At 66.6% G+C, this 25,710-nt stretch carries 25 protein-coding genes and 3 pseudogenes; 14 read left to right on the plus strand and 14 right to left on the minus strand.

Going from position 1 to position 25,710, the window contains the following annotated elements:
- Window positions 1-89: 89 nt before the first annotated feature.
- Window positions 90-707, minus strand: a complete 618-nt coding sequence (locus HBK84_RS12355; protein ID WP_240919017.1) for a DUF4396 domain-containing protein — start codon at window positions 705-707, stop codon at window positions 90-92.
- Window positions 708-1,034: 327 nt separating this feature from the next.
- On the opposite strand from HBK84_RS12355, the gene HBK84_RS12360 reads away from it, so the two are divergent.
- The gene (locus HBK84_RS12360) at window positions 1,035-2,045 is read left to right on the plus strand and encodes an IS481 family transposase (protein ID WP_167319045.1); all 1,011 of its coding nucleotides are present in this window, start codon (window positions 1,035-1,037) and stop codon (window positions 2,043-2,045) included.
- Here the strand turns inward: HBK84_RS12360 and HBK84_RS12365 are convergent.
- Window positions 2,040-2,290 (minus strand): annotated as a pseudogene (locus HBK84_RS12365) (relaxase domain-containing protein); the annotation flags it as partial. The gene HBK84_RS12360 and the pseudogene HBK84_RS12365 sit on opposite strands and share 6 nt — an antisense overlap.
- A gap of 63 nt (window positions 2,291-2,353) precedes the next feature.
- Here HBK84_RS12365 and HBK84_RS13050 point away from each other — a divergent pair.
- Window positions 2,354-2,476 carry a hypothetical protein gene (locus HBK84_RS13050; RefSeq protein ID WP_255458066.1) on the plus strand — a complete coding sequence of 41 codons (123 nt, stop codon included), beginning with the start codon at window positions 2,354-2,356 and terminating at the stop codon, window positions 2,474-2,476.
- A gap of 26 nt (window positions 2,477-2,502) precedes the next feature.
- Here HBK84_RS13050 and HBK84_RS12370 read toward each other — a convergent pair.
- Window positions 2,503-3,668, minus strand: a protein-coding gene (locus tag HBK84_RS12370) for an IS3 family transposase (RefSeq protein WP_240918877.1) whose coding sequence is annotated in 2 segments (ribosomal slippage) — window positions 2,503-3,381 and window positions 3,384-3,668 — 1,164 coding nt in all. Because the reading frame shifts where the segments join, the coding sequence is not laid out codon by codon here.
- On the opposite strand from HBK84_RS12370, the gene HBK84_RS12375 reads away from it, so the two are divergent.
- From HBK84_RS12375 to HBK84_RS12385, 3 genes are all read left to right on the plus strand, one after another.
- Window positions 3,667-4,563, plus strand: a complete 897-nt coding sequence (locus tag HBK84_RS12375) for a hypothetical protein (RefSeq protein ID WP_167319046.1) — start codon at window positions 3,667-3,669, stop codon at window positions 4,561-4,563. The genes HBK84_RS12370 and HBK84_RS12375 overlap by 2 nt on opposite strands.
- 239 nt (window positions 4,564-4,802) lie before the next feature.
- Window positions 4,803-5,393 (plus strand): DNA cytosine methyltransferase, encoded by a 591-nt coding sequence (locus tag HBK84_RS12380; protein ID WP_167319047.1) that lies wholly within the window; start codon window positions 4,803-4,805, stop codon window positions 5,391-5,393.
- A 29-nt stretch (window positions 5,394-5,422) separates the two neighbouring features.
- Window positions 5,423-6,570 (plus strand): IS3 family transposase gene (locus tag HBK84_RS12385; protein WP_167319048.1). Its coding sequence is split into 2 segments (ribosomal slippage): window positions 5,423-5,696 and window positions 5,696-6,570, totalling 1,149 coding nucleotides; the frame shifts between segments, so codons are not numbered across the junction.
- Window positions 6,571-6,638: 68 nt separating this feature from the next.
- On the opposite strand, the gene HBK84_RS12390 is transcribed toward HBK84_RS12385, so the two are convergent.
- The 6 genes from HBK84_RS12390 to HBK84_RS12415 all read right to left on the minus strand — a co-directional run bounded on the left by HBK84_RS12390 (window position 6,639) and on the right by HBK84_RS12415 (window position 11,421).
- The gene (locus HBK84_RS12390) at window positions 6,639-7,055 is read right to left on the minus strand and encodes a very short patch repair endonuclease (protein ID WP_167319049.1); all 417 of its coding nucleotides are present in this window, start codon (window positions 7,053-7,055) and stop codon (window positions 6,639-6,641) included.
- A 24-nt stretch (window positions 7,056-7,079) separates the two neighbouring features.
- Complete coding sequence (locus HBK84_RS12395; RefSeq protein ID WP_167319050.1) at window positions 7,080-7,937, minus strand: DNA-processing protein DprA; 858 nt, start codon at window positions 7,935-7,937, stop codon at window positions 7,080-7,082.
- A gap of 6 nt (window positions 7,938-7,943) precedes the next feature.
- Window positions 7,944-8,756, minus strand: coding sequence for a phosphoribosyltransferase (locus HBK84_RS12400; protein WP_167319051.1), 813 nt, complete (start codon window positions 8,754-8,756; stop codon window positions 7,944-7,946).
- A gap of 64 nt (window positions 8,757-8,820) precedes the next feature.
- Window positions 8,821-9,651, minus strand: a complete 831-nt coding sequence (locus HBK84_RS12405; RefSeq protein WP_240919019.1) for an endonuclease — start codon at window positions 9,649-9,651, stop codon at window positions 8,821-8,823.
- A 3-nt stretch (window positions 9,652-9,654) separates the two neighbouring features.
- Window positions 9,655-10,950 (minus strand): DNA cytosine methyltransferase, encoded by a 1,296-nt coding sequence (locus tag HBK84_RS12410; RefSeq protein WP_167319052.1) that lies wholly within the window; start codon window positions 10,948-10,950, stop codon window positions 9,655-9,657.
- Between the two features lie 111 nt (window positions 10,951-11,061).
- Window positions 11,062-11,421, minus strand: coding sequence for a sulfate permease (locus HBK84_RS12415; protein WP_167319053.1), 360 nt, complete (start codon window positions 11,419-11,421; stop codon window positions 11,062-11,064).
- 352 nt (window positions 11,422-11,773) lie between these two features.
- Between HBK84_RS12415 and HBK84_RS12420 the strand changes: the two are divergent.
- The 4 genes and pseudogenes from HBK84_RS12420 to HBK84_RS13185 form a co-directional block, all read left to right on the plus strand.
- Window positions 11,774-12,238 (plus strand): annotated as a pseudogene (locus HBK84_RS12420) (type IV secretory system conjugative DNA transfer family protein); the annotation flags it as partial.
- Between the two features lie 111 nt (window positions 12,239-12,349).
- A complete protein-coding gene (locus tag HBK84_RS12425; RefSeq protein ID WP_167319045.1) occupies window positions 12,350-13,360 on the plus strand; it encodes an IS481 family transposase in 1,011 nt (336 codons plus the stop codon).
- Between the two features lie 18 nt (window positions 13,361-13,378).
- Window positions 13,379-13,489, plus strand: coding sequence for a transposase (locus tag HBK84_RS12430; RefSeq protein ID WP_206069165.1), 111 nt, complete (start codon window positions 13,379-13,381; stop codon window positions 13,487-13,489).
- Window positions 13,490-14,117: 628 nt separating this feature from the next.
- Window positions 14,118-14,249: pseudogene (locus HBK84_RS13185) on the plus strand (transposase); the annotation flags it as partial.
- A gap of 227 nt (window positions 14,250-14,476) precedes the next feature.
- On the opposite strand, the gene HBK84_RS12440 reads toward HBK84_RS13185, so the two are convergent.
- Window positions 14,477-15,769, minus strand: coding sequence for an MFS transporter (locus HBK84_RS12440; protein ID WP_206069166.1), 1,293 nt, complete (start codon window positions 15,767-15,769; stop codon window positions 14,477-14,479).
- Window positions 15,770-15,944: 175 nt separating this feature from the next.
- On the opposite strand from HBK84_RS12440, the gene HBK84_RS12445 reads away from it, so the two are divergent.
- Window positions 15,945-16,418 carry a MarR family winged helix-turn-helix transcriptional regulator gene (locus HBK84_RS12445; RefSeq protein ID WP_098055728.1) on the plus strand — a complete coding sequence of 158 codons (474 nt, stop codon included), beginning with the start codon at window positions 15,945-15,947 and terminating at the stop codon, window positions 16,416-16,418.
- Window positions 16,419-16,442: 24 nt separating this feature from the next.
- On the opposite strand, the gene HBK84_RS12450 is transcribed toward HBK84_RS12445, so the two are convergent.
- The gene (locus HBK84_RS12450) at window positions 16,443-17,516 is read right to left on the minus strand and encodes a helix-turn-helix domain-containing protein (RefSeq protein ID WP_240919020.1); all 1,074 of its coding nucleotides are present in this window, start codon (window positions 17,514-17,516) and stop codon (window positions 16,443-16,445) included.
- 223 nt (window positions 17,517-17,739) lie between these two features.
- On the opposite strand from HBK84_RS12450, the gene HBK84_RS12455 reads away from it, so the two are divergent.
- From HBK84_RS12455 to HBK84_RS12465, 3 genes are all read left to right on the plus strand, one after another.
- Complete coding sequence (locus HBK84_RS12455; RefSeq protein WP_240919021.1) at window positions 17,740-18,120, plus strand: amidohydrolase family protein; 381 nt, start codon at window positions 17,740-17,742, stop codon at window positions 18,118-18,120.
- A gap of 530 nt (window positions 18,121-18,650) precedes the next feature.
- Window positions 18,651-18,791, plus strand: coding sequence for a hypothetical protein (locus tag HBK84_RS12460; RefSeq protein WP_167319054.1), 141 nt, complete (start codon window positions 18,651-18,653; stop codon window positions 18,789-18,791).
- 76 nt (window positions 18,792-18,867) lie between these two features.
- A complete protein-coding gene (locus tag HBK84_RS12465) occupies window positions 18,868-19,716 on the plus strand; it encodes an alpha/beta fold hydrolase (protein WP_167319055.1) in 849 nt (282 codons plus the stop codon).
- 28 nt (window positions 19,717-19,744) lie between these two features.
- On the opposite strand, the gene recQ is transcribed toward HBK84_RS12465, so the two are convergent.
- Window positions 19,745-21,595 carry a DNA helicase RecQ gene (gene recQ, locus HBK84_RS12470; protein WP_167319056.1) on the minus strand — a complete coding sequence of 617 codons (1,851 nt, stop codon included), beginning with the start codon at window positions 21,593-21,595 and terminating at the stop codon, window positions 19,745-19,747.
- A gap of 506 nt (window positions 21,596-22,101) precedes the next feature.
- Between recQ and HBK84_RS12475 the strand changes: the two genes are divergently transcribed.
- On the plus strand, window positions 22,102-22,605 hold the full coding sequence (locus HBK84_RS12475; protein WP_085107263.1) for an FBP domain-containing protein: 504 nt from the start codon (window positions 22,102-22,104) through the stop codon (window positions 22,603-22,605).
- A gap of 88 nt (window positions 22,606-22,693) precedes the next feature.
- Here HBK84_RS12475 and HBK84_RS12480 read toward each other — a convergent pair whose 3' ends face one another.
- On the minus strand, window positions 22,694-24,043 hold the full coding sequence (locus HBK84_RS12480; RefSeq protein WP_167319057.1) for a threonine/serine exporter ThrE family protein: 1,350 nt from the start codon (window positions 24,041-24,043) through the stop codon (window positions 22,694-22,696).
- 125 nt (window positions 24,044-24,168) lie between these two features.
- On the minus strand, window positions 24,169-25,476 hold the full coding sequence (gene dnaB, locus HBK84_RS12485; RefSeq protein ID WP_231885474.1) for a replicative DNA helicase: 1,308 nt from the start codon (window positions 25,474-25,476) through the stop codon (window positions 24,169-24,171).
- Window positions 25,477-25,710: the final 234 nt, after the last annotated feature.

Raw genomic sequence — 25,710 nt, forward strand, 5'->3', positions numbered from 1 at the left:
TGCGGGCCCGCCCGGGGTGCTGGACCCCGGTACGGGCGGGTTTCTGGTGGGAATGCGGGGTGGCAGCGGAACCCCGCTGCACTGGTTCCCTACAGCAGGGTACCGAGGGAGGCGACGAAGCCGCCCAGCATGAACGCGCTGATGCCGTACGCCAGGGGGCGGTTGTCCATGGGGCCGCCGCCGGAGGCGTGGTGGGTGATGGCGTGGCCCTTGCCGCGGCGCAGCAGGGCCTTGTTCACCGGGTATGCCGCGAAGTACGCGATCACGAGGGACAGAGCCATGGAGCCCCAGAAGAGGGCGTCGAGCAGGCCGGCGTCCATGGCGCCGGGGACCAGCCACATGACGAGGTTGTCCACGACCTCCATGGTGAGGATGGAGACGGTGTCCGCGGCGAGCACGAGACGCAGGGCCCGACCCACGCTGATGCCGGCGCGCAGCAGGGGCAGGGAGGACAGGGCATAGCCGAACACGAAGGCCAGGGCGATGGCCACGGCGGTGCTGGTGACGTTGCCCCACCCGAACACAGTGGCCAGGATCAGGCCGAGGATCTCGCCGATGGAGCAGCCGGTGAGGCAGTGGAGGGTGGCGCTGGCGGCCATGTTGGACATGTCGTGACCCGAGTGACCAGAGGTAGCGTGGTCGTGCATGTCATGACCCGCGTGGGGGTCGGAGTGATCGATGGAGTGGGTGGTGGCGGGCGTCTTCATAACATCAACCGTATACCCTCGGGGGGTACCCAGTCACAGCACTTTGCTTCCCGCGTTTATGGAGCGGCCCAGTGGTTTCCGCCAAAATGAGTCGGAGATGCCCTAGGAGATGTTCTCGTCCACGGGACTGCTGCATGGGTTGGTGACATCTGATCTGTGACGCTGTGAGGTCTCGCTGGAAGGATGAGCGCCGTGCCCAAACCCTTACCCCCTAGGTGTTGCGGGGCATGAGGTTCTTGCTACGGGTGCGCCGGTGAGATGAGGAACGGGCTCCTCGCCACAGGATAGAAGTTCCTACACCGTCCACCTGCACGAGAGAGCCCGTTCATGCCCCACGTTAACGCACCCCTGACCCCGACCGGCAAGCTGCGCATGGTCCGCCGCCACCTCGATGATGGGATCCCGAAGGCCCATGTGGCCGCCGAGTTCCGCGTCAGTCGGCCCACGGTGGCGACCTGGGTGGCCCGCTACCTCGCCGCCGGTGAGGCGGGGCTGGCCGATCGTCCCTCAGTCCCAAGGCGCAGCCCTCAGCGCACCCCGATGGCCGTCGTGGAGCTCATCGAGTGCCTGCGGCGGGAACGGAAGTGGTCCGCCCGACGCATCCACCGCCACCTGCTCGGTCTCGGGCACGAGCTGCACCTGCGGACCGTGGGCCGGTGGCTGAACCGGCTGGGGATCTCCCGGCTGCGTGACCTCACCCCGGACGGGGACGACCTGCGACGCCCACCCCAGCGGATCCGGGCAGGGTGGCCCGGGCACATGGTGCACCTGGACGTGAAGAAGGTCGGACGCATCCCCGACGGCGGCGGCTGGCGGGCCCACGGCCGCGGATCCACCGCTACCAAGGCAGCCAAGCGCGGGCCCGGAGCGAAGGTCGGCTACACCTACCTGCACTCGGCCGTGGACGGCTTCTCGAGACTGGCCTACACCGAGGCCCTCGAGGATGAGCGGGCGGTGACGACGATCGGGTTCTTCTGCCGAGCACGAGCGTTCTTCGCCACCCACGGCATTGAGAAGATCCACCGGGTCGTCACCGACAACGGCGCCAACTACAAGGCCCGGGACTTCACCCGGTGCGTGGAGGCCTTGGCCGGCCGGCACCAGCGGATCCGTCCCTACACGCCCCGGCACAACGGCAAAGTGGAGCGGTTCAACCGGCTGCTGGCCGACGAGGTGCTCTACGCCCGCCCCTACGTGAGCGAGCAGGCCCGCCGGGAGGCGATCGGGGTGTGGGTGAACCACTTCAACTACCATCGGCCCCATACCGCCTGTGGTGATCAGCCCCCAGCCTCACGCGTCCCGGCCCGTGTCAGGAACGTCATGCCCTCTTACACCTAGCGGATCGCCCGTGAGGGGTGCCGGCCGAGTCCGAGAAGGAGTTCGAGCTGGGCTTCGGAGACCTGATCGCCCTCCGCGATCATCCCGCCCAGCGACCTGACGCCGGAGCCGAGCCAGCGACCCGATGGGGTGCCCGCCTCGGCGTAGTAGCGCGTCAGTGGCGTCGAGAGCGAACGGTCGCCGTCGCCCGCGACGACCGTTCGCAGAAGGTACTTGTACCCGTCGCCCGCGCTCATCACGCGCATCGAAACTGTCACAGCGGTTAGGTGCACCTCGCACGGGCGCAGCTGTATGCGATACTTAGTCTCATGACTCAGGAGGCAGATGTCGGCCTGGCCTCCGTTACGGAGGCTCAGCGCCTTGCCTTACGTCGTGCAGCGCGCAACGGCGAGTACCACCTGCTGCTCGGTGCCGGAGCCAGCAGGGACTGATGCACGTTTAGGTGACAGTCGGGGTGTTAGGCCGCAAGGCTCACGGCTGGGTTCATGATGGTCTCGTATTCGATGGGGGTCAATCGGCCCAGGCGAGCCTGTCGGCGGCGTCGATGATAGGTCCGTTCGATCCAGGTGACGATCGCGATTCGGAGTTCTTCTCGGGTCCTCCAGCGGCCTCGGTCCAGGACGTTCTTCTGGAGCAGGGCGAAGAAGGATTCCATAGCGGCGTTGTCGCCGGCGGCACCGACCTGGCCCATCGATCCGATGAGGTGGTGACCGTTCAATGCGTGGACGTATTTTCGTGATCTGAACTGGGATCCGCGGTCCGAATGCACTATGCAGCCGGCCGCGTCTCCACGCCGAGATACTGCGCTGTCCAGGGCGTTCACCGCGAGACGAGCCTTCATCCGGGAGTCTATGGAGTAGCCGACGATGCGACCGGAGAACGCGTCCTTGATGGCGCAGAGGTAGAGCTTGCCCTCGTCGGTCCAGTGCTCAGTGATGTCGGTGAGCCAGAGCTCGTTGACGTCATCCGCAGTAAAGTCGCGCCGGACCAGGTCGTCGTGGACCGGCGGTCCGGGGCGCTTACCGTTCTTGCCGCGCTTCTTGCCGAAGGCTGACCACCACTGGTTGTCACGACAGATCTTCCACGCTGTTCGTTGGCTCATCACCTCGCCAGCGATGGCGGCTTCATCTGCGAGGAATCGGTAGCCGAACGCAGGGTCGTCGCGGTGGGCGTCGAGCAGGGCGTTGGCGCGGTAGGCCTCGGTGAGCTCGGCCTCGGTGACCTGCTGTTTGCGCCAGCGGTAGTAGGGCTGGCGCGAGAGCTTCAGGACCCGCAAGGACACCGCGACGGGGATTCCATCGTCGGCGAGCTCGCTCACGAGCGGGTAGAGCCTTTTCCCGGCAGATTCGCCTGGGAGAGATAGGCGGCTGCGCGGCGGAGGACCTCGTTCTCCTGCTCGAGCAGGCGGATCCGCTTCCTCGCATCGCGCAGTTCCGTCGACTCCTCACGGCTCCGGCCGGGGCGGCTGCCGTCGTCGATGTCAGCTTGGCGGATCCACTTGTGGAGCGTCATCTCGTGGACGCCGAAGTCCTTCGCGATCTGCGCGATGGTGACGCCGTTCTCACGAGTCCGGGCCACCCGCACGACATCGTCGCGGAACTCCTGGGGATAGGGAGCGGGCATGGTGCACATCCTTCCAGGCCGCCCGGTGGGCAAGCCAGATCAGATGTCACCTATCCATGCGGCAGTCCCGCAGATCCAAGAGAATCCGCAGCTTGCATCGCTCCTGACCACCGACGGGACCGATGTGCGTACTCGCCACCGCTGGCTGGCTTTGCAACCCCTTGTCAGACGCCTCGGCGTTCAGAACGCCGCCCAAATTCTGCGCGACGCAGTCCGAAGCGTCTCACCAAGACTGAGTCAGCAGAGCCTCCGAGAGCGCAACCCGACTGCCCTCCTCATCGGCGCGTTCATGTCGCAGCGAAATCTGAACGACGCATTCCCCGGAGCCGATCTCGATTCCTGGTATACATCGCTGATCGACGTTTTCGGCTCCTGGAGCGCTCGGTACTGGGAGCAGCGAGCGATCCTGGCACGCAGGAACTCTCGGCATGATGAAACTTTGCTCGCCAAGGCGGAATCATTCGCACTCCGAGCAACAGAACTCGTCGCCGACACCTATAGCTTCACAACCTTGGGGACCGTGCTGCTCGAGAAAGCCGCCCGACACCCATTTGACGTCCAGACGTACTACGAGCGCGGGTTGAGCGCTTTCGAGCGCGCGGCAGCGCTGGACGGGACAGGCAGCAACGTCGTCACATGGATCGCTTTCCTCCGTTACGCGACAAGAGTGCTCGACCGCATCGCCTCGGACCAGGCGAAGGGCGTAGGTAGCGGAGAATCCGAAGAGCTTTGGACTGCCGTGCGCAGCGACTGGACACGCATTTTCGACCAGCTCGCACTGCTAGGGAAAGCTGGCGAGCAGCTCCAGAACGACCTGCGAAAGCTCCGCCATGATTTTGAATCGCTTCCGACTCCGGCAGCCAGCGATGGTTCTGAGCCTCCTACCGCGGGCTAGGTAACCGCCAACGCCCACTAGGGGCTCCAAGCTCTTGGCCTCGACCTGCAAGAGGCGTGGTGGCCCATGAGGCGGTCGTCGGAACGACGAGCGGACGGGGCGGCCGGTTCGGATGAGGTCGATGGCGGGCGCGGTTCGGCGGTGCTCGGGATCGGGGATGTGCACCTGGAAGGTGACCAGCCCCGGCGAGGCGTTCTACGTCTCGGGCGGGATGAGCCGCCGACCTGTCAGGACCAGCCATGCCCGATCCCGCGCCCGACCTCGGAAGCGGTCGCCGCCTGCGAGTCGAATCGCTATTCTCCGGCTACGGCGGGCTCGACCTCGCTGTCGAGGAGGTTTTCGACGCCGAGACGGTGTGGTTCTCAGAGTTCAGCCTTGCGCCGGCGCGCGTGTTCGCCCATCACTGGCCGGGCGTGCCGAATCTGGGCGACATCACTGCGATCGACTGGCACACGGTCGAGCCGGTCGATGTGATCTGCGGCGGGTTCCCCTGCCAGGACGTGTCCACGGTCGGCAAGCGCGCCGGCCTGCACCCTGGCACCCGCTCGGGCCTGTGGGCGCATATGGCGACGGCGATCGACATGCTGCAACCAGAGTGGGTCGTCGCCGAGAACGTGCGCGGGCTGCTCTCGGCCACCGCGACGCGCCCGAACCCGGAAGGAGACGAGACCGATGGACGCAACCCCATCCCCGCATCCCCCGAGCCCGCAACCGCAACCGAGGACGGTGCCGTTCGCGGTCTGGAACTCGACCCGTGGCATCTGGGAGACCAGTCAGCTCGACCTCTACGGGCGGGACTGCCCCCGGTTGACCTGACTCCTGACTTGTGAGGATCTCTCCTCACAGTGAGGATGAAACAGTGCCCAAGCCCTACCCCGAGGAGTTCCGCCGCGACGTGGTGGCGGTGGCCCGTAAGCACGAGGCGCCGCTGTCGCAGATCGCCCGCGATTTCGGGATCTCAGAAGCCACCTTGCACAACTGGTTGCGCAAGGCCGACGTCGACGACGGCGTCCGTCCCGGCGTGACGACGGCCGAGTCGGAGGAGTTGCGGGTGCTGAAGCGGCGTAACCGGCTGCTCGAGCAGGAGAACGAGATCCTGCGCCGGGCAGCGGCCTTCTTTGCCCGCGAGTTGCCCCCAAAATGACGTACCCGCTGGTCCTCGACCTGGCCGCTGACGGGATCCCCGTCGCGGTGACCTGCCGGGTGCTGGGTTTCTCCAAGCAGTCCTTTTATGAGTGGCGGGCCAAGCCCGTCACCGCCCGGGACTGGGACGACGCCCACCTGATCGACGCCGCCATCGCTATCCACGCCGAGGATCCTGCGTTCGGCTACCGGTTCATCGCCGACGAGCTGCCCGACCACGGCATCACGGCTGGGGAGAACCGCGTCCAGCGCCTGTGCTCGGCCCAGCGCCTGTTCAGCGTCCACTCCAAGAAGCGGGGCCTGAATCGCCGGCCCGGTCCATCGGTCCACGACGACCTTGTGGAGCGCGACTTCACCGCCGGCGCCCCGAACGAGCTGTGGCTCACGGATCTGACGGAGCATCGCACCGATGAGGGCAAGCTCTACCTCTGCGCGATCAAGGACGTCTACTCCAACCGGATCGTCGGCTATTCCATCGACAGCCGCATGAAGGCGTCTTTGGCGGTCACGGCCCTGCGCAGTGCGGTGGCTCGCCGGGGGACGGTGACCGGATGCGTGGTTCATTCGGATAGGAGTAGTCAATTTCGAGCCCGGAAGTTCGTGCACGAGCTCACCCACCATGGCCTCGTGGGGTCGATGGGTAGGGTCGGGGCGTGCGCGGACAACGCCGCCATGGAGTCCTTTTTCGCCCTACTCCAGAAGAACGTCCTGGACCGGCAACGCTGGTCCACCCGGGAGGACCAGCGGCTGTCGATCGTGACCTGGATCGAGAAGACCTATCACCGCCGGCGCCGCCAACGCCGTCTCGGTCGCCTCACGCCGGTCGAGTTTGAGACCATTAATCAAGGCCTCCGAGCCGCCTGAAAACCATCAACCCCGAGAGTCAAGGAAAGTCGGGGCAGTCCCGAACTTGCTGCCGCACGCCGCTACTCTCATTGTTCTAAGGTGCCGATGATCTCATCGACGACGTCCTCAGCGGGTGTGTGTTCCCAATACCGAAGGACCGTCCAGCCCGCGGCTCTCAGATGGGCATTCGTCTGGGCATCTCGGCGCTTGTTTCCTTCGATCTTCTGTAGCCAGTAGTCGTAGTTCGAGGAAGTCAAGTGGCAGTGCTCAGGACAACCATGCCAATAGCAACCATCGATGAAAATCGCGATCTTCTTCTTAGTAAACACAATGTCGGCCGTACGGCGAAGTCCTGGTTCAGGGCGGATCGAGACGCGATAGCGCAGCCCCGCCGCGTGAAGTAAGCGTCGCACCGCCATCTCAGGAACCGTATCTCGCGACCTGTTGCCTTGCATGACTCTGCGCGCGAGGGGACTGCTCGCCCAGGACTCTGGTTGCGACATCTATCGTTATGCGTCTCTCGGCACTCAGAACAACGTCGGTGGCTCTACCACGGGGGCAGACAGGCGCACGCTGTCGAATACCTCCCTGAGCCCCTGCGGAGTCTTGACCGCACGAGCGCCCTTCTCTATAAGGACGCGATTGCCTTTCGGGGTTTCGTCGCCGAAATCTACCGCGATCACGGTGCGCCCTAGCTTCAAAGCTCCTTCTCCCGCTGCGAGGGTGCCGCCCTTTTCCCCTGCTTCGATCACAAGTAGAGCCTTCGGCAGTCCGAAGATGATGCCGTTTCTCGCCATTGCTGCATGGGCCCGCCACGGCTGAGAAGGGGCGAACTGCGAGAGGACGAGGATACGTTCCCAGTCGAAGTCAGCCGCAAAATCGCGCTTCACTCGGAAGTGGTCCAGCCCCTCGGCGAGAACGACGACGGTGCTGCCACCTTCACGAAGCGCCGCGAGGTGAGTGGCCGTGTCGACACCAGCAGCATAGCCGGACACCACGGTTAGGCTCTTCTGCGTCGCGAGGACGCCACAGCGGGTCGCTGCATCTAAACCCCTGGCACTAACGTGGCGTGACCCGCACATACCAATGCCGTCACGGTACAGCAGATCTTTGTTCCCGCGGTAGAAGATTATTGGCGCGATTGGTCGCTCGTCGGATAGCAGACTGCTCGGGAAGTCAGCCATGCCGAAAACGAGGGCGCCTATGCCATCCTGCCGCATCTCACGGGCCTTCTGGTCGACATCTTCGCGGAGGTCAGGCGGCAGCGCTGCGTATTCTTGCTCAAGCGACTTGATGCCGCCGTGGCGAAGCGCAGAGGTGATCCGCGAGGGAGTCTGCAGGCTCCCGCCAAATGCCGCGAGCGCGAGTTCAAGGAGATCAGCCACAAGACCTCATTTCCTCAATGTCCTCGCAGCAGTTAGGGCCAGCACCGCCGTTGCTCCGGCCCGCCGGGCGGCCCTGGCGGCTGATTCCAGGGTGACACCGGTATGGAACACGTCGTCGATCAGGATGATGGGATCGCGAACTACCTCGCTCAACTCAAAATCGTCCCGGACGTCTCGCACGATCTCCTCCTTTTGCGGAGGACGCGCTGGTCCGTGCATAGCTACGAATGGGAGCCCTGTCTTCGTAGCGACATCTGGGCCCAGCTTCTCGCCGAAGCTCTGCCCGTCGCCTTTGCTGCCTGGCGGAGAAGATATAACTGCTGCCTGCGCGAACAACGGGTGGGTACCGATCACGCCGGACATCGCGGTGAGTAGATCCCTGCGGGCTTGCCTCGAACTCGACCACGTCGGTTCCGTCGCGTACTTGGTGCGATAGATGAGCGTTCCTGCGGGAGTGTGTACGAGCTCGCCATCGTCGTTTGGTTGCTTGTACCAGTCAAGGCTCAGGGAGATGTCGAGGCTCGGGCTGGTCGGGATCGACAGCCATTCGGTGAGGTTCTCGCACAGATCCGCGACATCCTGCGGTACGCCGTCGGGGAAGAAGAACCCATGGGTCCATTTCTTGCTACTCTTCTCGCCGAGTCGAACATTCTTAAATGCTCGACCAGCGAACTCTCGCACCTGATCCGCTACCTCGTCAGGTCCGCAAAGCAGTAACAGAGCGTCAGCCTCGCCATTGTGGTCAAGTATGCGGTAACGCTCTTGTTTGTTCCCACGGTTATCGGGAATGAACGGCGGGATGTTGATCGAAAATTCCAAGTCGGCCTCTATTCTCGATGCTCTGCCTCCGGCGTCGTTGCCGAGGCGGTAATGGTGGTCATTGTTATAAGTTCTCTCCGCCGGGCGCTAGGCCGTAGCCACTTAGATCCGCGGAAGTGATTTCCTTCGCAGGCACGAGACGGTAGTGCGATTCGCGACGCACGCGCACCTGATCGTCCTGCACCGCAAGTTCGAAAAGGGCGATTCGGCCGTCGTCGCCGAACTGCGCTGAGATCGGGCGGCAGATCATGTCGGGCCACTTCTCAGCGCAGACCGCCATGTCTTGCTCGGTCTGCGTGATGCCTATTTCGTCGGACCCTCCCTTGGCCTGTACGGGCAGGATGAACTGGCGGCCGTGCCGGTCTACGGCGACGTAGACTTCGTCGACTTCGACCTGTCCGACGCCCTTGGCGGTCGTGCGGAGGTGGTTTTGGAGGGAGTACGAGGCCACGCCAAGAAAGATATCGATGAGGCGGTTGTAACGCACCAACGCGAGAAGAGCCTGCTCGTCCCCGAGGGCCGAGGCCGCAATGATTTCCGGCGTCGCATCGGGAATCTTGGTCACTTCGAGTGCGGGGTTCGGCCGAACTCTAACTTGGGCGGGGATCAGATCGAATGCGTACTTTGATCGGCCGATGGATCGGATGATCCACTCATGGCCGTCTGGTGCGGCGTCTCGCATCACCGCCGGGAAGTCGATTCGGTACCGGATCGCATAGACAACGTCTCCGAGGTTCTTCGGGAGGTCGATTCCCAGAGCTTCGGCAGCGCCGGGAAGTTCGTCTCGCGTCCACTCCACCCGAGTGTTGCCATCGCTGTAGTGTTGCGAGAAAACCCAACCCGCAAGCTGCTGATAGCGGTTCTCCTTGGCCTCATCGATCTGGGTGTCGCTCAAGCCTCAGCCTACTTTCCGGTCGCGCTGTGGGATCACACGTTCGGTGAGCCCAAAGTGCTCGTGTGCCTGACCCGCTGTCATGTACAGCAGATCGGTCGAGCCGAGTTTGGCTGGCTTACCCCTCGTCGGCGTCACGTCATCTGCCTCAAGTAGCGCCGCGCCGACTGCGCGACCGAGGCGAGCGGGAACGGAGTTGCCGATCTCCCGAAAGCCGTTCCACTTCGTGACGTGGAATCTGAACCAGTCCGGGTAGCCGTGCAGGCGCGCCGCCTCGCGCACGGTGATTACGCGCGGATAGACGGGGTGGATCGGACGCGGCGCCGTGTAGGCGCCACGGTCGGATGCCGTACCGGCGCGCAACGTGTTGCAAATGCCCTCCGGGTGCAGGCGCAGGAATCGGCTGACTTTCTCGGTTGTGCCGGGCTCGGCACCCGCGAATCTGTCGATTGACTTCTTCGTATGAACGGTGCGGGCCGAGGACGTCAGCTCGTCCGCGAGACGCGGTCGGGGGCGCGAGTAATCGGTCGAATCCTTCTTCGAGCCTCGCAACTTTGCTGCGTAATCACTCGGCTTACCGTAGGAAACGCCGGCGACGTTGTCGTCGTGCAGCAGTTCGTCGAAACCGTCCGCATCTGGCAAGTCGCCGATGGCATCCAGCACGCTTGGACCCAGCGGTAGCTTTGGCTTCTTGGGCACATCGCCGTTGATCGTGCGCGGAGTGTACGTGGCAGAGGGGTACTCGGGTAGCGCGACGTCCTTCCTTGCCCCGAGGAGGATTACGCGACGGCGGGACTGTGGCGATCCATAGTCAGCCGCCTGGAGTACTTTGATCGGTGTCACAACGCGGTATTCGCCGTTGGCTTCGACCATCTCGACGACCTCGTCTATGAGCTGACGGTGAGCCCCCACCATGAGACCTGCAACGTTCTCCATCAGGAAGTAGCGCGGTTTTAGCTCAAGCACGACCCTCACGAACTCCTTCAGGAGAGCGTTGCGGGGGTCGTCGATGGCCCGACGGCCGATCATGGAGATGCCTTGGCATGGCGGGCCGCCGGCCACAAGATGGATCTCACGGTTTCCGATCTCGGACTCCTCGCGGATCTGCTCACCTGAGATCTTCGATACATCAGCCGCGAAGGTCTTCCCGTAGGGGAAGTTGAACTCGTGCACCGCCGCATGTATCGGGTCGTACTCGACAGCGGCGGCGATCTCGTACCCGGCTTGTTCCAAACCGAGCGAGAGACCACCGGCCCCCGCGAAGAGGTCAACTGCGAGAGGGCGGCGAACATCGATCGACATGGTCGAGAGTCTATCTGGGATTCGCTCGTTGATCGATGTTCGCTTGGGCGTGGCGCGGGCGAAGCTGGTTGGTCCTGCGGAGGATTGATGATCCCATGTCGAAACGGCCAATCACGTCGCCCCTCCTCCGGTCCAGATCCGTTGATCACCGCGGGAGTGCCTGTCGGCGGCGTACTCCCGTGCCCGCAAGCGGAGCAGGAGAAGAAGGCTGAGCGGCCCCATGATGACCAGCTTCACGGCATTCCAGATGCACAGGACGACTAGGAGGTGCAGCCATCCGGGCCCACCCCCTTCGATGAGGTCACGGAAGACGGCTGCGGCCAAGAGGTACGGGATCGCGAGGAGCATCGCGGGGACGCCCCACTTGAGGCCGCGGCGTGTGCGGATCGCGTCGAGGAGCCTGTTGGTGGGCATGTAGCGGCGCAAGAAGTTGCGGCTGTGGATGCTGAGGGTCCAGATGAGTCGGAGCATGGCGGAGTCCTGTCGTGGTCTCGGCGATAAGAACCTTGAAGGACTCACCCGCGAGCGGTGGAGCCATACTGTCGCGAGGAGCGACAGCGCATATTTAGAGGCCGCCTCGTCTTCCAATGTACGACGAACCCCAGACAGCCGGAAGGCCTCGGAGCTCAGAGGGCGTGTCCGGCGCTCTCCCTACCCGTGCGCCGCGGGTCAGCGTTCTGGGTGGGATTCATGATGCGTTGCGCCTGTGTGAGCACGGCCTGAGCGCGGGCCTCATCGATCTTCTGCCTGGTCGATTCCGCTGCGCCGAGCGCTGAGGCGGTCGTTATGCCGTAGCGGTCGCGGTAGGCAGCAATCACCGTCGCGCATCGCCGCCAGATCACCCGGAGCCCGCCTCGACCCACCACTGCTGCTTGCGCTCGACGAGATCGGCAACCTCGCACCCTTGCCGAGCCTGCCGACGCTGATGGCCGAAGGCGGTGGCACCGGCATCACCACGCTGCCCGTCTTGCAGTCACTTGCTCAGGCGCGCGATAAGTGGTCGGAGAACCAGGCGGGCGCGATCTGGGATGCCCCCATCGTGAAAGTCATCCTGGGTGGGGCGTCGAACTCCAAAGACCTCCAAGACCTCTCCACCCTCATCGGCGAACGCGACGAGTTCACCGACTCCGTGACTCTCGGGGATCACGGCACCCGCGCGAACCAACGGTCGGTGAAGCGGGTGCCGATCCTGCCACCGGACCGCATCCGCACCTTGCCGTTCGGTACCGGCGTCACCCTCCTGCGGGCAGCGCCGCCGATCATGACCGATCTGCGGCCGTGGCCTAGCTGTTGCGGGGCATGAGGTTCTTGCTACGGGTGCGCCGGTGAGATGAGGAACGGGCTCCTCGCCACAGGATAGAAGTTCCTACACCGTCCACCTGCACGAGAGAGCCCGTTCATGCCCCACGTTAACGCACCCCTGACCCCGACCGGCAAGCTGCGCATGGTCCGCCGCCACCTCGATGATGGGATCCCGAAGGCCCATGTGGCCGCCGAGTTCCGCGTCAGTCGGCCCACGGTGGCGACCTGGGTGGCCCGCTACCTCGCCGCCGGTGAGGCGGGGCTGGCCGATCGTCCCTCAGTCCCAAGGCGCAGCCCTCAGCGCACCCCGATGGCCGTCGTGGAGCTCATCGAGTGCCTGCGGCGGGAACGGAAGTGGTCCGCCCGACGCATCCACCGCCACCTGCTCGGTCTCGGGCACGAGCTGCACCTGCGGACCGTGGGCCGGTGGCTGAACCGGCTGGGGATCTCCCGGCTGCGTGACCTCACCCCGGACGGGGACGACCTGCGACGCCCACCCCAGCGGATCCGGGCAGGGTGGCCCGGGCACATGGTGCACCTGGACGTGAAGAAGGTCGGACGCATCCCCGACGGCGGCGGCTGGCGGGCCCACGGCCGCGGATCCACCGCTACCAAGGCAGCCAAGCGCGGGCCCGGAGCGAAGGTCGGCTACACCTACCTGCACTCGGCCGTGGACGGCTTCTCGAGACTGGCCTACACCGAGGCCCTCGAGGATGAGCGGGCGGTGACGACGATCGGGTTCTTCTGCCGAGCACGAGCGTTCTTCGCCACCCACGGCATTGAGAAGATCCACCGGGTCGTCACCGACAACGGCGCCAACTACAAGGCCCGGGACTTCACCCGGTGCGTGGAGGCCTTGGCCGGCCGGCACCAGCGGATCCGTCCCTACACGCCCCGGCACAACGGCAAAGTGGAGCGGTTCAACCGGCTGCTGGCCGACGAGGTGCTCTACGCCCGCCCCTACGTGAGCGAGCAGGCCCGCCGGGAGGCGATCGGGGTGTGGGTGAACCACTTCAACTACCATCGGCCCCATACCGCCTGTGGTGATCAGCCCCCAGCCTCACGCGTCCCGGCCCGTGTCAGGAACGTCATGCCCTCTTACACCTAGGAGTTCCGCGACGATATCGTGAACATCGCCCGCGACCGTGAACCCGGCCAGACCATCAAGCAGATCGCTTCGGACTTCGGGATCGCCGAGTCCTGCTTACGCAACTGGATGCGCCAGGCCCGACATTGAGGCCGGTGCTGGGCCCGGAACAACCGCGGCCGAAAATGCCGAACTGCGCGAGGCGAAAAAGCGGATCCGGTTGCTCAAGCAAAAGAACGAGGTGCTGCGCCGGGCCGCTGCCTATCCGTCCGAGGCGAATCTGCCGGGAAAATGAGGTACCCGCTCGTCCGCGAACTGGCCGATGACAGGATCCCCGCCACGGTAACGTGCCGGGTCCTCAAGATCGCCCGCCAACCGTACTACCGGTGGCTGCAGGCGCCCGTAACCGCTGCCAACCTGACCGCGGCGCACCGCGCGAACGCGCTGTTCGACGCACACCGGGACGACCCGGAGTTCGGGTATCAGTACCTGCACGAAGAGGCCGCCGAGGCAGGTCAGGTGATGGCCGGGCGGGCCGCGTGGTCGATCTACTCGCAACAGGGCTGGTGGTCGGCGTTCGGCGAGAAACGCGCCAAGAACGGCAAGAGCCCCGGGCCGCCGGTCCACGAGGACCTATGTGCTGTAGTGGACAAGCAGGCAGGACCCGGCACGTCTTCACTGCTGAGGCCCCGAACCAGCTGTGGCTCACCGACATCACGGAGCACAGGACCGCTTGGATTCCAGCAGTCGTCGCAACACCTACAGAAGAGGTGTCGCGGTGGCGGAGAAGAGATACATCGACGAGCAGAAGGAGGAGTTCTTCCGAGTTCTTGATCGAGGCGGGACCGTTCGCGCGGCGGCGCGGGCGGTCGGTGTTCACGAGAACGCCGGTTACAACTGGCTGCGCAAGACGGGGTTGACGATGCATCGGGCGACTGCGCGCATCTACCCGCCGGAGTTGAAGGAGGAGTTCCTGCGGCTCGTTCGCGAGCGGCAGATCATCTCGACCGTCGCACACGAGTTGGGCATTCATCGTCCGACCGCGTACCCGTGGCGACGCACCGTCGTCGCCCCCGCCCAGCCGCACAACCAAAAGGGGCCCGCGGCACATGCCACGGGCCCCCGAAAGAGCGAACCTCAGTCCACCACGAGCCGCCCCCGCTTGGCATGCGGGTGCCGCCCGTGCACCGCGTGGTATAGCACGGCGGCAACGACTACCAGCACGGCGAGAACCGCGTACATGGCCCCGAAACCGGCGGCGGAGAGCAACAGACCCAGAATCACGGGACCCACACCCACGCCCACGTCCATGAGCAGCAGCAGCGTGGAGATGCCGGTGCCCAGCTTGTGGGCGGGCACCGCGTTCACGGCGATGGCCTGCGCGGCCGGCATGAGCGTGCCGTAGCCCAGACCAGTCATGGCGCCGGCCACGACCACCTGCCAGTCCTGGTTGGCCACCGCCAGGATGCCCAGGGCCACAGCGAAGCAGACGAGGCCCAGGTAGACCACCACGTTGTCGCCGCGCTGGTCCTGCACCTTGCCCAGCACTAGGCGCATGATCAGCATGGCCACGGCGTACGCCACGAAGAACAGGGCGGCGCCGGTGGTGACTCCGCGGTCCTCGGCATAGGCGTTGAGGTAGGTGATGACGCCCGCGTAGCAGACGCCCACCACCAGCATGAAGGAGCCGATGGGCAGCACTGCCGGGTGGGCGATGTCGCTGAGCGAGAAGGCGGCGCGCTGCTTGTCCACCTCCTGGTTGGCCTGGGCTTCACGCTTGACCAGGGGCTCCCGCAGAAAGACACCCAGCACCAGGCCGAGCACGGCGGTGACGAGGGTCGTCCAGAACAGCCACGTGTAGTTCAGCGAACCCACCAGGAAGAGCCCCAGCGCGGGCCCCACCGCAGTGGCCAGCGTGGTGCCCAGCGCGAAGTACCCGGTGCCCTCGCCGCGGCGGGAGTCCGGGATCACTGACTGCGCAATCGTCATCACGGCGGTGCTCGCGAACGCGTACCCGAAACCGTGCAGCAGACGTACCCCGATCAGCACGGGCAGAGACCCGGCAGGCAGGTACAGCGCGCACGCGACCACCACGACCACGAGCGCGATCAGCAGCATCTTCCGGCGGCCAAGGATGTCCACGAGGTATCCGGAGACCAGCCGCGCGACGGTCGCCCCCACCACGAACGCACTGGACGCGAAACCGCCCACGGCGTCCGAGGCCGCAAAACTCTTCACGGCGTACAGCGCCATGGTGGTGACCAGCATGTAGAAGGTCAGGTACTGCAGGAAGTTGACCACCCACGCCACCACGAACGTGGGCGTGACCAGCCGTGCCGGGCCCGCCGAGTGCGCGGGACCGGGCGTGGCCTGCTCCACCACAACCGGCAGTTGACCTGTGGGAACGTCGTTCTTCGCGTCGACCGACACGGGCACCTCCTGGAGTTTTTGGGTTTGTATAGTGCAAGATATTACCCCAGGATTTGTATTATGCAATTTTTGCCGACGACCCCGCTCCCCCGCCTTTCCGCCCCGCCTACCGTTGAGAGCTGCCACGGCGGCAGCCCCTCGGAAGCCGTCCACCCGGGGATGAAAGGATGGAACAGTGCACAGCGATGACTCAGTGAGCGAACTCGTCTACGAGAACATGCTGCTCTCGAGATACGCCCTCCAGGGAGCACCACCCCAGTCCCGCCGGGAGGCGCTGGACCGTAGCTCCACCGTGCTCCTCGCCCGTCTGCAGGCCGGCGGCCCCATGAGCGTGGCCGAGCTGGCCCAGTCCTTCGGCCTGGACATCTCCACCGTCCACCGGCAGGTCGCAGCCGCCATGAAGAGCGGTCTGATCGAGCGCATCAAGGACCCTGAGGGCGGCGTCGCCAAGAAGCACCAGCCCACCGAGGAGGGCGTGCACCGTCTTGCGGAGGAACTGGAGGTCCGCCGCGAGTCCTACCAGCGTTTCATTGCGGACTGGCCGCAGGAGGACGTCACCGCGCTGGCCCGTCTCACCCGCCGCTTCAACGAGAGCGTGGAGGCCACCCTCGGCCACAGCTGGCCGCGCGACTACCCCACCGAGTCCTAGCGCACGACGCCGCCCGGGCCGTCCTCAGCACCCCTCCACCTCCGCGATCAGCAGCGCCACGTGCAGGGACGTCCGCGACTCCGGATCGTCCAGCGACACCCCCAGCCTGCGTTCCAACCGGGCCAGCCGCCCGTAGAGCGCCGGGCGGGAGAGGTGGATCCGCTGGGCCAGCAGGCTCTTGTTCCCGCCGCACGCCAGGAACTGTGTCAACAGCTCACGGTCCTCGTGGCGCTCCACGTCCAGGACGCTCCCGAGTTCCGCGCGCGCGAACATCTGCACGCGCTCGTCCCCGCGCAGCATCGCGAGCAGCCCGCGCAGCCGCACGTCCTGTGCGCGGAAGCACCGCCGCCGCGCGGAACCGGAGCGCGCAGAACCGGACCGGGCGGCGTCCTGCCGTGCCGCGCGGTCCGCCACGGTCCCGTCCTGCGAGGGGCCACCTTCCGCGCAACCGTCCCGCGCGAGCAGGGACACCGCGGCCTCCGCGATCATTCCGGCCTCGTCCAGGCGGGCGGCCGCGCCGATCATCCCCGACTCTGGATCGGAGACCCCCGCGAGCACCCGCCACGCTCCCTCCAGGCGCTGCTCCGCCGCCGTAAGCACCCGTTCCACCACGGCGTCCTGAGGGGTGCGCGCGGCCAGCGGCACCAGCACGGCCACGGAGGCAGCGCCAAGACGGCCAGCAAGCGCCGTCGTGCGCTCCCGGCCCAGCGCCCACGCGAGCCCATCGAGCACGGCGCCGCCCTGGTGCTCGCCCAGCGGACCCGCCCCCGGGCGCTCCCAGCGCACGACCACTGGCAGCCACGCGGCCGGGGCCGCCTCGCTCAGCACCCCGTGGCGCAGCACGCCGATCCCGAGTTCGTGCGCACGCCGCCGCGCGGAGTCCTCGTCCACGTTCCACGGGCGCCGAAGCTCGTGCAGCAGGGCGGTCTCCGCCTGGCGCTTCTCATTGCGGCGGCTGCGCTCGGACAGCAGCGTGAGCGCCACCGCCTGCCCCGCCCGCTCCGCAGCCCGCGCCCCGGGGACGACGCCGCCGCGTCGACTCCCGGGGCGGCGTCGTCGTCCCCGGAGCACCCGCCCCAGAGAACTGGAGAAGTCCATGGCACCCCCCCCCCGTCGTCCACCCGGCCCGCGTGATGCAACCGGGCTACTACGGGGACCAGCCCAACGGGATCTGCAACGTGACCCCGGAGGAGTTCCTGCGGGCCTTCGAGACCTTCCACCGGCACACGTGCACCCACTCGCAGATGACCACTCCCGCCCAGTACCGCCGGATGGCCGCCCCGGGGGCGTGCGCCAACGTGTTCGCCAACCACATCTGGGCGTGGGGGGGGACCAGCACCTGGACCTCACCGTGGGTCCGGACTGTGCGCGCCGGAACAACGCCGCGGCCACCGCGCTGCGCTGCGGAGTGCCCATCAGCCTTCACTCGGACTCCCCCGTGACCCCGCTCGGGCTGCTGCACACCGTCCAGCACGCGGTCACGCGCCGTACCCAGTCCGGCCGCGTGATGGGCGAACACGAACGGATCACCGCGCAGCAGGCCCTGGAAGCCGTGACCATCGGTGCCGCCCTGATCTCCTCCCGCGGTGAGAACACCATCGAACTGACCAAGGGCTGCATCTGCTGCCAAATCACCGACGACGTGCAGCGCACCAGGACCGCCCTTGGCCCGGCGGTCCGACCTCGACCACGTGGTCTGTGAGGTCAGCGGCGTGGGCGATCCGGGTCAGCTGGCCTCGTCCGTCGAGGTCGACGACGCCACCGCACCGAACGTCCGCGTTCACCGTCAGGACCCGCACGACCCCGCGCAGTCGTTGCGGGCCATCGCCGTAGCCCGCCCCGCACACGGAATGCGACGCGGTTCCCCCTGACCACTCACTGGTTCTCCTCGCAGCGGGACCGGATGCCGGAGCGCAGCTGCGGTCCGCCGCGGTGGCGCCCGCTCCGTTCCTGGGATCCGGGCCGACCCCGGGTGCATGAGCCCCCGCCACGTCGCCGTGCCCTTCCCTTGCCGCCCTTCCCTTGCCCCGGGCGGGGGACGATTCCGGATACCCAGCCTGCGTGCCACAGTGGCTCCACCAACTCCGCACGAGCACCCAGGACATGGGCTGCGGTGGCGGACATCGATCCGGGGGAATACGAGCGGGACCGCAGCAAGGCGGCCGCAGCAGCCAGCGAGCACTCCGGGTGCAGTGTGAAGGGGGGACACCCCGCCCGCCGAGGGACTCGGCGTTGGGACCCACCAACAACGAGCTGGACCGCGAGCGCTCCGGTGAGGGCGCCGTGGGCAAGGTCGTGCTGATCGGACTGGCCGTGGTCGTGACACCGTTCACCGTCCTGGCCATCATTGGGCGCGTCATCGGGGGCTTCTAGACCCGCTCCGCCGCAGACCCACCCCAGGTCCGGGGCCACGGCTGACGAGCCCCTCCGTGCGTCATAGGGTGGAGGCATGACTCGGATCACCAGCTTCACGCGACAGGGACTCACGTTCGACGTTCTCGACCAGGGCCCGGAGGACGGCCCCGTGGTCCTGTTGCTGCACGGTTTCCCGCAGGATGCCCGCGGCTGGGACGACGTCGCCGAACGGCTGAACGCGCAGGGGCTGCGCACTCTCGCCATGGACCAGCGTGGGTACTCCCCGGGCGCCCGACCCACCGAGCTGGCCGCGTACCGCCGCGAGGAGCTCTCCGCGGACGCGCTGGCCCTCGCGGACGAGGCCGGAGCGGAGCGGTTCCACCTGGTGGGCCACGACTGGGGCGGGGTGCTCGCCTGGGACATCGCCCTGCGCGCACCGGAGCGGGTGACCTCGCTGACCGTGCTGTCCACCCCGCACCCCACCGCGCTCGGGCACGCGCTCAAGACCCCGGACCAGGTCAAGAAATCCTGGTACATCGGCATGTTCCAGATCCCCGCCGCACCGGAGCGTCTGCTCGCCGGTCGCGTGGGAACCCTCACCCGCCGTGCGGGCATCCCCGAGGAGGCCGCGGAACGCTACGGGCGTCGCTTCGCCACCGCGGACGACCTGCGCGGGCCCATCAACTGGTACCGCGCCATGCTGCGCAAGGACGGCGTGACCGGTAAGAATGCCGGAAACGGCATCATCACGATGCCCACCACGTTTGTGTGGGGCAACCGGGATCCCGCCCTGGGCCGAACGGCCGCGGAGGAGACCGAGGTGTACGTGCACGCGCCGTACGAGTTCATCGAGCTCGATGCCGGGCACTGGCTGCCCGAGCGCGAGGCCCCCGCGGTGGCCGAGGCCATCGTGGACCGCATATCCTCCGTCACGTCCGACTGACGCCGAACGGCCGGGGCAGTTCTCACCGTCAGGACCCCGGGGAGCCCAGCACCTCCAACACGGCGTCCCCGTACTCGGCGAGCTTCTTGGCGCCCACTCCGCTGATGCCGCTGAGCTGCGCGGTCGAGGCGGGGGCGGCCTCCACGATGCCGACGAGCGTGGCGTCCGAGAACACCATGTAGGGCGGGATCTGCTTCTCCTTGGCCACCGATGTCCGCCACTCCCGCAGCGCCTCGAAGGTCTCCTTCGCGGCCTCGTCCAGGGTGTCTGCGGCCCGTGAGCGCCCGCTGCCCCCGCCGCTGCGGGCGCGTCCGTTCGCGCGCGCCGTCGGCGCCCTGTCCACCGCCAGCTCCAGGGTGCCCTCACCGCGCAGCACGGGTCCGGCCTCCGGGCCGGGAACGAGCACGCCGAAATCACCGACGGCCTCCACGACCCGGCGGGCAAGCAGCTGCCGCAGTACCGAGCGCCACTCCCGCTCGGAGAGGTCCTGCCCGACCCCCCACACGCTCAGCTCCTGGTGGCGCGACGCCTCCGTGCGCTCGTTGCTGCGGCCCAGCAGGATGTCGAAGACCTTGCCGGAGCCGAACTGCTCACCGCGTTCGCGTTGCAGCCTGATGAGCGTGGACAGCAGCTTCTGGGCGGGCACGGTGGCGTCCCAGACCTTGGGCGGGTTCAGGCACGTGTCGCAGTTGCCGCACGGCTCGGAGTCCTGGCCGAAGTACCGCAGCAGCTGCACACGACGGCAGTCCGTGGTCTCGCACAGGGCGAGCATGGCGTCCAGGTGCGAGCGCGCATTGCGTTTGTGCAGGTCAGATCCGTCTCCCTGGTCGATCATGCGCCGCTGGTTGACCACGTCGCCCAGGCCGTACGCCATCCATGCCGTTGCGGGCATACCATCGCGGCCGGCGCGGCCTGTCTCCTGGTAGTACCCCTCGATGCTCTTGGGCAGGTCCAGGTGGGCGACGAAGCGGACGTCCGGCTTGTCGATGCCCATGCCGAACGCGATCGTGGCGACGACGACGATTCCCTCCTCCCGCAGGAACCGCATCTGCGTGTCCTGGCGCACTGCGGCGTCGAGACCCGCGTGGTAGGGCATGGCGTCGACCCCGCGGGCGCCGAGCCACGCGGCAGTGGACTCCACGCTCTTGCGGGACATGCAGTAGACGATGCCCGCCTCCCCCGGGTGCTCCGACTGGATGAGCCGCAGCAGCTGGTCCTTCGCGCGGTCCTTGGACTCGATCCGGTACTGGATGTTGGGGCGGTCGAAGTTGGAGACGAAGTGCCGCGCGTTCTCCATGCGCAGCCGCTCGGTGATCTCCTGGTGGGTGGCCCGCGTGGCGGTCGCGGTGAGTGCGATGCGGGGAACGTCCGGGAAGGCGTCCGCAAGCACGGACAGCCCCATGTAGTCGGGGCGGAAGTCATGCCCCCACTGGGAGACGCAGTGCGCCTCGTCGATCGCGAACAGGGCGATCGGTGCGCGCTTCAGCAGCTCAACGGTGCGCGACAGGATGAGCCGTTCGGGGGCCATGTAGAGCAGGTCAATGTCCCCGGCGAGAAGCTGCCGCTCCACCTCCTGCGCCTCGTAGGGCTCCAGGGTGGAGTTGAGGTACGCGGCGCGGATGCCCACGGCCTCGAGCGCGGCCACCTGGTCCGCCATGAGCGCGATCAGCGGGGAGACCACCACGCCCGTGCCGTCCCGCAGCAGGGCGGGGATCTGGTAGCACAGGGACTTGCCGCCGCCGGTGGGCATGAGCACGACCGCGTCCCCGCCGGCCACCACCTGCTCGATGATCTCCGCCTGCTCCCCACGGAAGGCGTCGTACCCGAAAACCTCCTGTAGGACGCCCAGGGATGTGCTGGCAGTGGCGGAGGAAGTCATGCCTCCAGGGTAGGTGCTCAGCACTGGAGCTCAGGGCGCGGGGAGTCCAGGTGTGCAGGACGTCTCAGCGGTGAATGATCGTCGGGGGCAGGCCCGGCCCATGGAACCGCAATGGGTGATGGTGGCTCGCGGGATGTCGGCCAGCGGTGGTGGGGAACCTTTCAGTGGATCTAGACTCTCCCCGTACGTTTTCGAGATCCACAGCCGTGGAGGAACGAGGCTTTCGTGCGTCAGGGGGTTGCCGGCTTCTTCACCGCCGGCACTAGACAGCGCTGACCGGACGCGGCGGGTGAAGACCAGCCCGTCGCGCGCTTTCACCCACCCTTTTCCACCTCCCCGCGGCGACCGCGCTCCACGAGCGCGCCGAACGCCGTCACCCCCCCCCCGCACCACGCGGCACGACGACGCCGCCCGCCCCCACCGCGCTCCTTGGCACCCGGGTGCCCGCGCCGTCCTGACCCGCACGTGGCAGGCAGGGGGAGACCATCCTCGAAGGACCAAAGAACATGAATACGCATACAGAAACCGAAATCCGCAAGAGCTTCGTCAACTGCTCCAAGGGCGCTGCGCAGCGCATCAACATCCCGCAGGACGTGCTCCACGGGGACTGGGAGTCCCAGATCTTCCTGGGCTGGTACGACCCGAAGTCACCGCGGGCGGGCTACGTCGTCGTCGAGACCGAGCACGGGCTGCGCGGGCTGGTGCTCGAGAAGAACGCGCAGAAGGCGAGCGGTGGCGCACGTATGTGTCAGATCTGCCTGACGTTGCACCCGGCCAGCGGCGTCTCACTGGTGTCGATCCAGCGTTCCAAGACCGCGAAGGACCGCTACAACTCCGTGGGCACCTACGTGTGCTCGAACCTGGCGTGCAGCGACTACACGCTGGGGCGCCGCAAGCCCGAGGGCATCCGGCAGATGGAGGAGACCATGAGCCCGGAGGAGCGCGCCGATCGCGCGCTCGCCAACATGCGCGGGCTCGTGGAGCGCGTGGCCGAGGTCATGGGGAAGTAGCGGCCTCCGCGGCGGGGCGGACGCGGGCAGGACCCACCCCGCCGCCGGGCGCGCAGCGCGGACCGCCCCAGCTTGATCTGCGCCCGCGTCAGCTGGTGAAGGGCTTGGAGAAGATCGGAACCATGATGTCGCTGAAGTTCTCCTCGTTCGCCATCTCGCGGCGGAACTTCTGGCCCGGGCGGTGGCGCTTGAACTGGCGACGCCGCCCGGCCCAGAGGACCTCGGACGCCACGTACTGCCCGAGCATGCCGCCCATGCACAGGCAGAATGCGGTGATCGCGGCCTCGAGGACGTTCTCGCCGGCGTTTTCGAGACCGAAGATCACGCCCAGCACACCCTGGTAGACGAGCATCCCGGGGAAGAGCGGGAGCAACACCACCATGAGCGTGGCGTTCGAGGCCAGGTTCAGGGCGCGGGTGAGGGTGACGCTCAGGATGCCCGCGACGATCGAGGCGATCAGGATGGCACCGAAGGAGCTGATGCCCACGGCTGTGATGGCCAGGACACCCAGCTGCACCAGACCACCGAAGAGTCCGAGGGACGCGAGCTTCCAGCCGCGGCCGCCGGAAGCAAGGGCGAAGCCGGCGGAGACCACGGCCGCACCCAGGATGGAGAGCGCCCAGCGCGAGTCGTCCATCTTGAGGGTCTCGATGTAGTCCACGGAGTCCCCCACAAGCGGCTGCATCGCGTGGATGCCGATGGTCACACCGGCCACCAGACCGGCGGTGCTCGTGACCGCCTCGAAGATGCGCCCGGAGGCGGAGACGTACCACCCGGTGATGACGTCGTGCACCGCACCGTACGCGGCAATCCCCGCGAGCCACGCGGCCAGGGCTGCCACGATGCACACCGCCGTCTGGGTGATGTCGAAGAGGACCCCTGCCACAGTGGCCCCGAGCACTGCGGTCAGTCCCCCGGCCGCGAGGCTGAAGACCTCCGGGGCCTTGATCCGCTGAACGAGGGCGTAGACGCCGTACACGATCGCGGAGACGATCGCGGCAGTGATGGCGGTGGGCCAGCTTCCGCCGAGGATCAGCGCGAACCCGACACCGAACATCCCGAAACCGGTCACCGTCAGACGGTGGCCGATGTGCCGGGACTCCGCGAGGATCTCGTCCATGCGCTGGATGCCCTCCTCTGCAGAGATCCGGCCGAGCACGAAGTCCTCCAGCACCTCGCCCGTGTCCGTGCGTAGCTGGATGTCCAGGGTTCCGGGCTGGGACTCGAACACGCGAGTGCTCGGCGCCTTGTCCGGCGCATCCTGGTGGCTGATGGTCACCTGCCCCAGGCCCACGCTCACCGTGACGTCCCGCAGGTCCGTCTTGCGAAAGATCGACAGCAGGGACTTGGTGGTGTTGGCGGACCCGGCCCCGCTGCGGATCAGGGCGTCCGCAATCTGGAAGGCGAGTTTGTAAGCAGCCTGTTCAGTGGTAAGCACCGACAAAGCGTAGTGGGACGGGCCGGTTACGGGCGAGGTGGGTGCGATCCCAGGGGGTGGGAGGTTGGACGCAAGGCGCAGCTCGGCTTGCCCGGAACGCAGCACAAGACGGGGAGCTGAAGACTTTAGAACCCCTCCAGCGCCATGTTCGCGAACCGTGAGTAGTGGCCCTGGAACGCCACCACGATGGTCTTCGTGGGGCCGTTGCGGTGCTTGGCCACGATCACGTCCGCCTCACCCGCGCGCGGGGACTCCTTGTCGTAGACGTCCTCGCGATGCAGCAGGATGACCATGTCCGCATCCTGCTCAATTGACCCCGATTCACGCAGATCACTCACCTGCGGCTTCTTGTCCTGGCGCTGCTCGGAACCACGGTTCAGCTGGGACAGCGCCACCACGGGCACGTCCAACTCCTTGGCGAGCAGCTTGAGCGCACGCGAGAACTCGGAGACCTCCTGCTGGCGGGACTCCACCTTCTTGCCAGAGCTCATGAGCTGCAGGTAATCCAGCACCACGAGCTTGAGGTCGTGCTTCTGCTTGAGCCGGCGGCACTTGGCGCGGATCTCCATCAGGGACATGTTGGGGGAGTCGTCGATGAACAAGGGCGCCTCGTTCATCTTGCCCATGATCTGCGCGATCTTGGCCCACTGCTCGTCCTGCAGAGTGCCCGCGCGCAGGTCCTGCATGTTCAGGGTGCCCTCCGCGGAGAGCAAGCGCATGGCGATCTCGTTGCGGCTCATCTCCAGAGAGAAGATCACGGACGTCATGTTGTGCTTGATGGACGCGGAGCGTGCCACGTCCAGGGCGAGCGTGGACTTACCCATGGCCGGACGCGCCGCGATCACGATCATCTGTCCGCCCTGGAACCCGTGGGTGAGCTCGTCCAGTTCGATGAACCCCGTGGGCACACCCTGCATCCCGGAGCGGTTGCCTGCGGCCTCGATCTCGTCCACGGTGGCTTCCATGACGTCCTTGAGCGGGACGTAGTCCTCCGCCGTGCGCCGCTCGGCCACCTGGTAGATCTCGCCCTGGGCCTCGTTGACGATGTCGTCCACTTCACCGTCGTGCGCGTAGCCCAGCTGCACGATCTTGGTCCCGGCCTCCACGAGCCGCCGCAGCACCGCGCGTTCCCGCACGATCTCCGCGTAGAACCCCGCATTGGCGGCCGTGGGCACGGATGCGATCAGCGAGTGCAGGTACGCGATCCCCCCGATCCGTTCGATCTCACCGTTCTTGGTGAGCTCGTCCCCCACGGTGATCGCGTCCGCCGGTTCGCCGCGCCCGTACAGGGAGACGATGGCGTCGTAGATGTTCTCGTGCGCCGGCTTGTAGAAGTCCACGCCCCGCAGCACTTCCACCACGTCCGCGATGGCGTCCTTGGAGAGCATCATCCCGCCCAGCACCGACTGCTCGGCCTGGTTGTCGTGCGGCATGGTACGGCCGTAGTCCTCGCGCGGCCCGGACGAATATTCCGACACCCTCACTCACTTTCCTTGCAGACGAATGCGCCCACCTCGAGCGGCGCACCCGTTCATTCTCCCACCGCTCTCCGACCCCCATAGCCGCCCGTGCTCGTTGCAGAACCGGGCGCTGAGTAGACGACGACGCCGCGCGGCCCGGTGGCGCGGCGTCGTCGTCCACGGCCTGTGGAAAAGTACGTGGAAAAC

Origin of the sequence: Kocuria sp. KD4 (assembly GCF_011769905.1) — a bacterium.
GTDB classification, from domain to species: domain Bacteria; phylum Actinomycetota; class Actinomycetes; order Actinomycetales; family Micrococcaceae; genus Kocuria; species Kocuria marina.

Excerpts from the sequence above, each read along its gene's own strand:
- HBK84_RS12355 (WP_240919017.1), bottom strand. The coding sequence starts at position 707 with ATGAAGACGCCCGCCACCACCCACTCCATCGATCACTCCGACCCCCAC.
- HBK84_RS12360 (WP_167319045.1), top strand. The coding sequence starts at position 1,035 with ATGCCCCACGTTAACGCACCCCTGACCCCGACCGGCAAGCTGCGCATG.
- HBK84_RS13050 (WP_255458066.1), top strand. The coding sequence starts at position 2,354 with ATGACTCAGGAGGCAGATGTCGGCCTGGCCTCCGTTACGGAGGCTCAG.
- HBK84_RS12375 (WP_167319046.1), top strand. The coding sequence starts at position 3,667 with ATGGTGCACATCCTTCCAGGCCGCCCGGTGGGCAAGCCAGATCAGATG.
- HBK84_RS12380 (WP_167319047.1), top strand. The coding sequence starts at position 4,803 with ATGCCCGATCCCGCGCCCGACCTCGGAAGCGGTCGCCGCCTGCGAGTC.
- HBK84_RS12390 (WP_167319049.1), bottom strand. The coding sequence starts at position 7,055 with ATGTCGCAACCAGAGTCCTGGGCGAGCAGTCCCCTCGCGCGCAGAGTC.
- HBK84_RS12410 (WP_167319052.1), bottom strand. The coding sequence starts at position 10,950 with ATGTCGATCGATGTTCGCCGCCCTCTCGCAGTTGACCTCTTCGCGGGG.
- HBK84_RS12415 (WP_167319053.1), bottom strand. The coding sequence starts at position 11,421 with ATGCTCCGACTCATCTGGACCCTCAGCATCCACAGCCGCAACTTCTTG.
- HBK84_RS12425 (WP_167319045.1), top strand. The coding sequence starts at position 12,350 with ATGCCCCACGTTAACGCACCCCTGACCCCGACCGGCAAGCTGCGCATG.
- HBK84_RS12450 (WP_240919020.1), bottom strand. The coding sequence starts at position 17,516 with ATGGACTTCTCCAGTTCTCTGGGGCGGGTGCTCCGGGGACGACGACGC.
- HBK84_RS12465 (WP_167319055.1), top strand. The coding sequence starts at position 18,868 with ATGACTCGGATCACCAGCTTCACGCGACAGGGACTCACGTTCGACGTT.
- recQ (WP_167319056.1), bottom strand. The coding sequence starts at position 21,595 with ATGACTTCCTCCGCCACTGCCAGCACATCCCTGGGCGTCCTACAGGAG.
- HBK84_RS12475 (WP_085107263.1), top strand. The coding sequence starts at position 22,102 with ATGAATACGCATACAGAAACCGAAATCCGCAAGAGCTTCGTCAACTGC.
- dnaB (WP_231885474.1), bottom strand. The coding sequence starts at position 25,476 with ATGCCGCACGACAACCAGGCCGAGCAGTCGGTGCTGGGCGGGATGATG.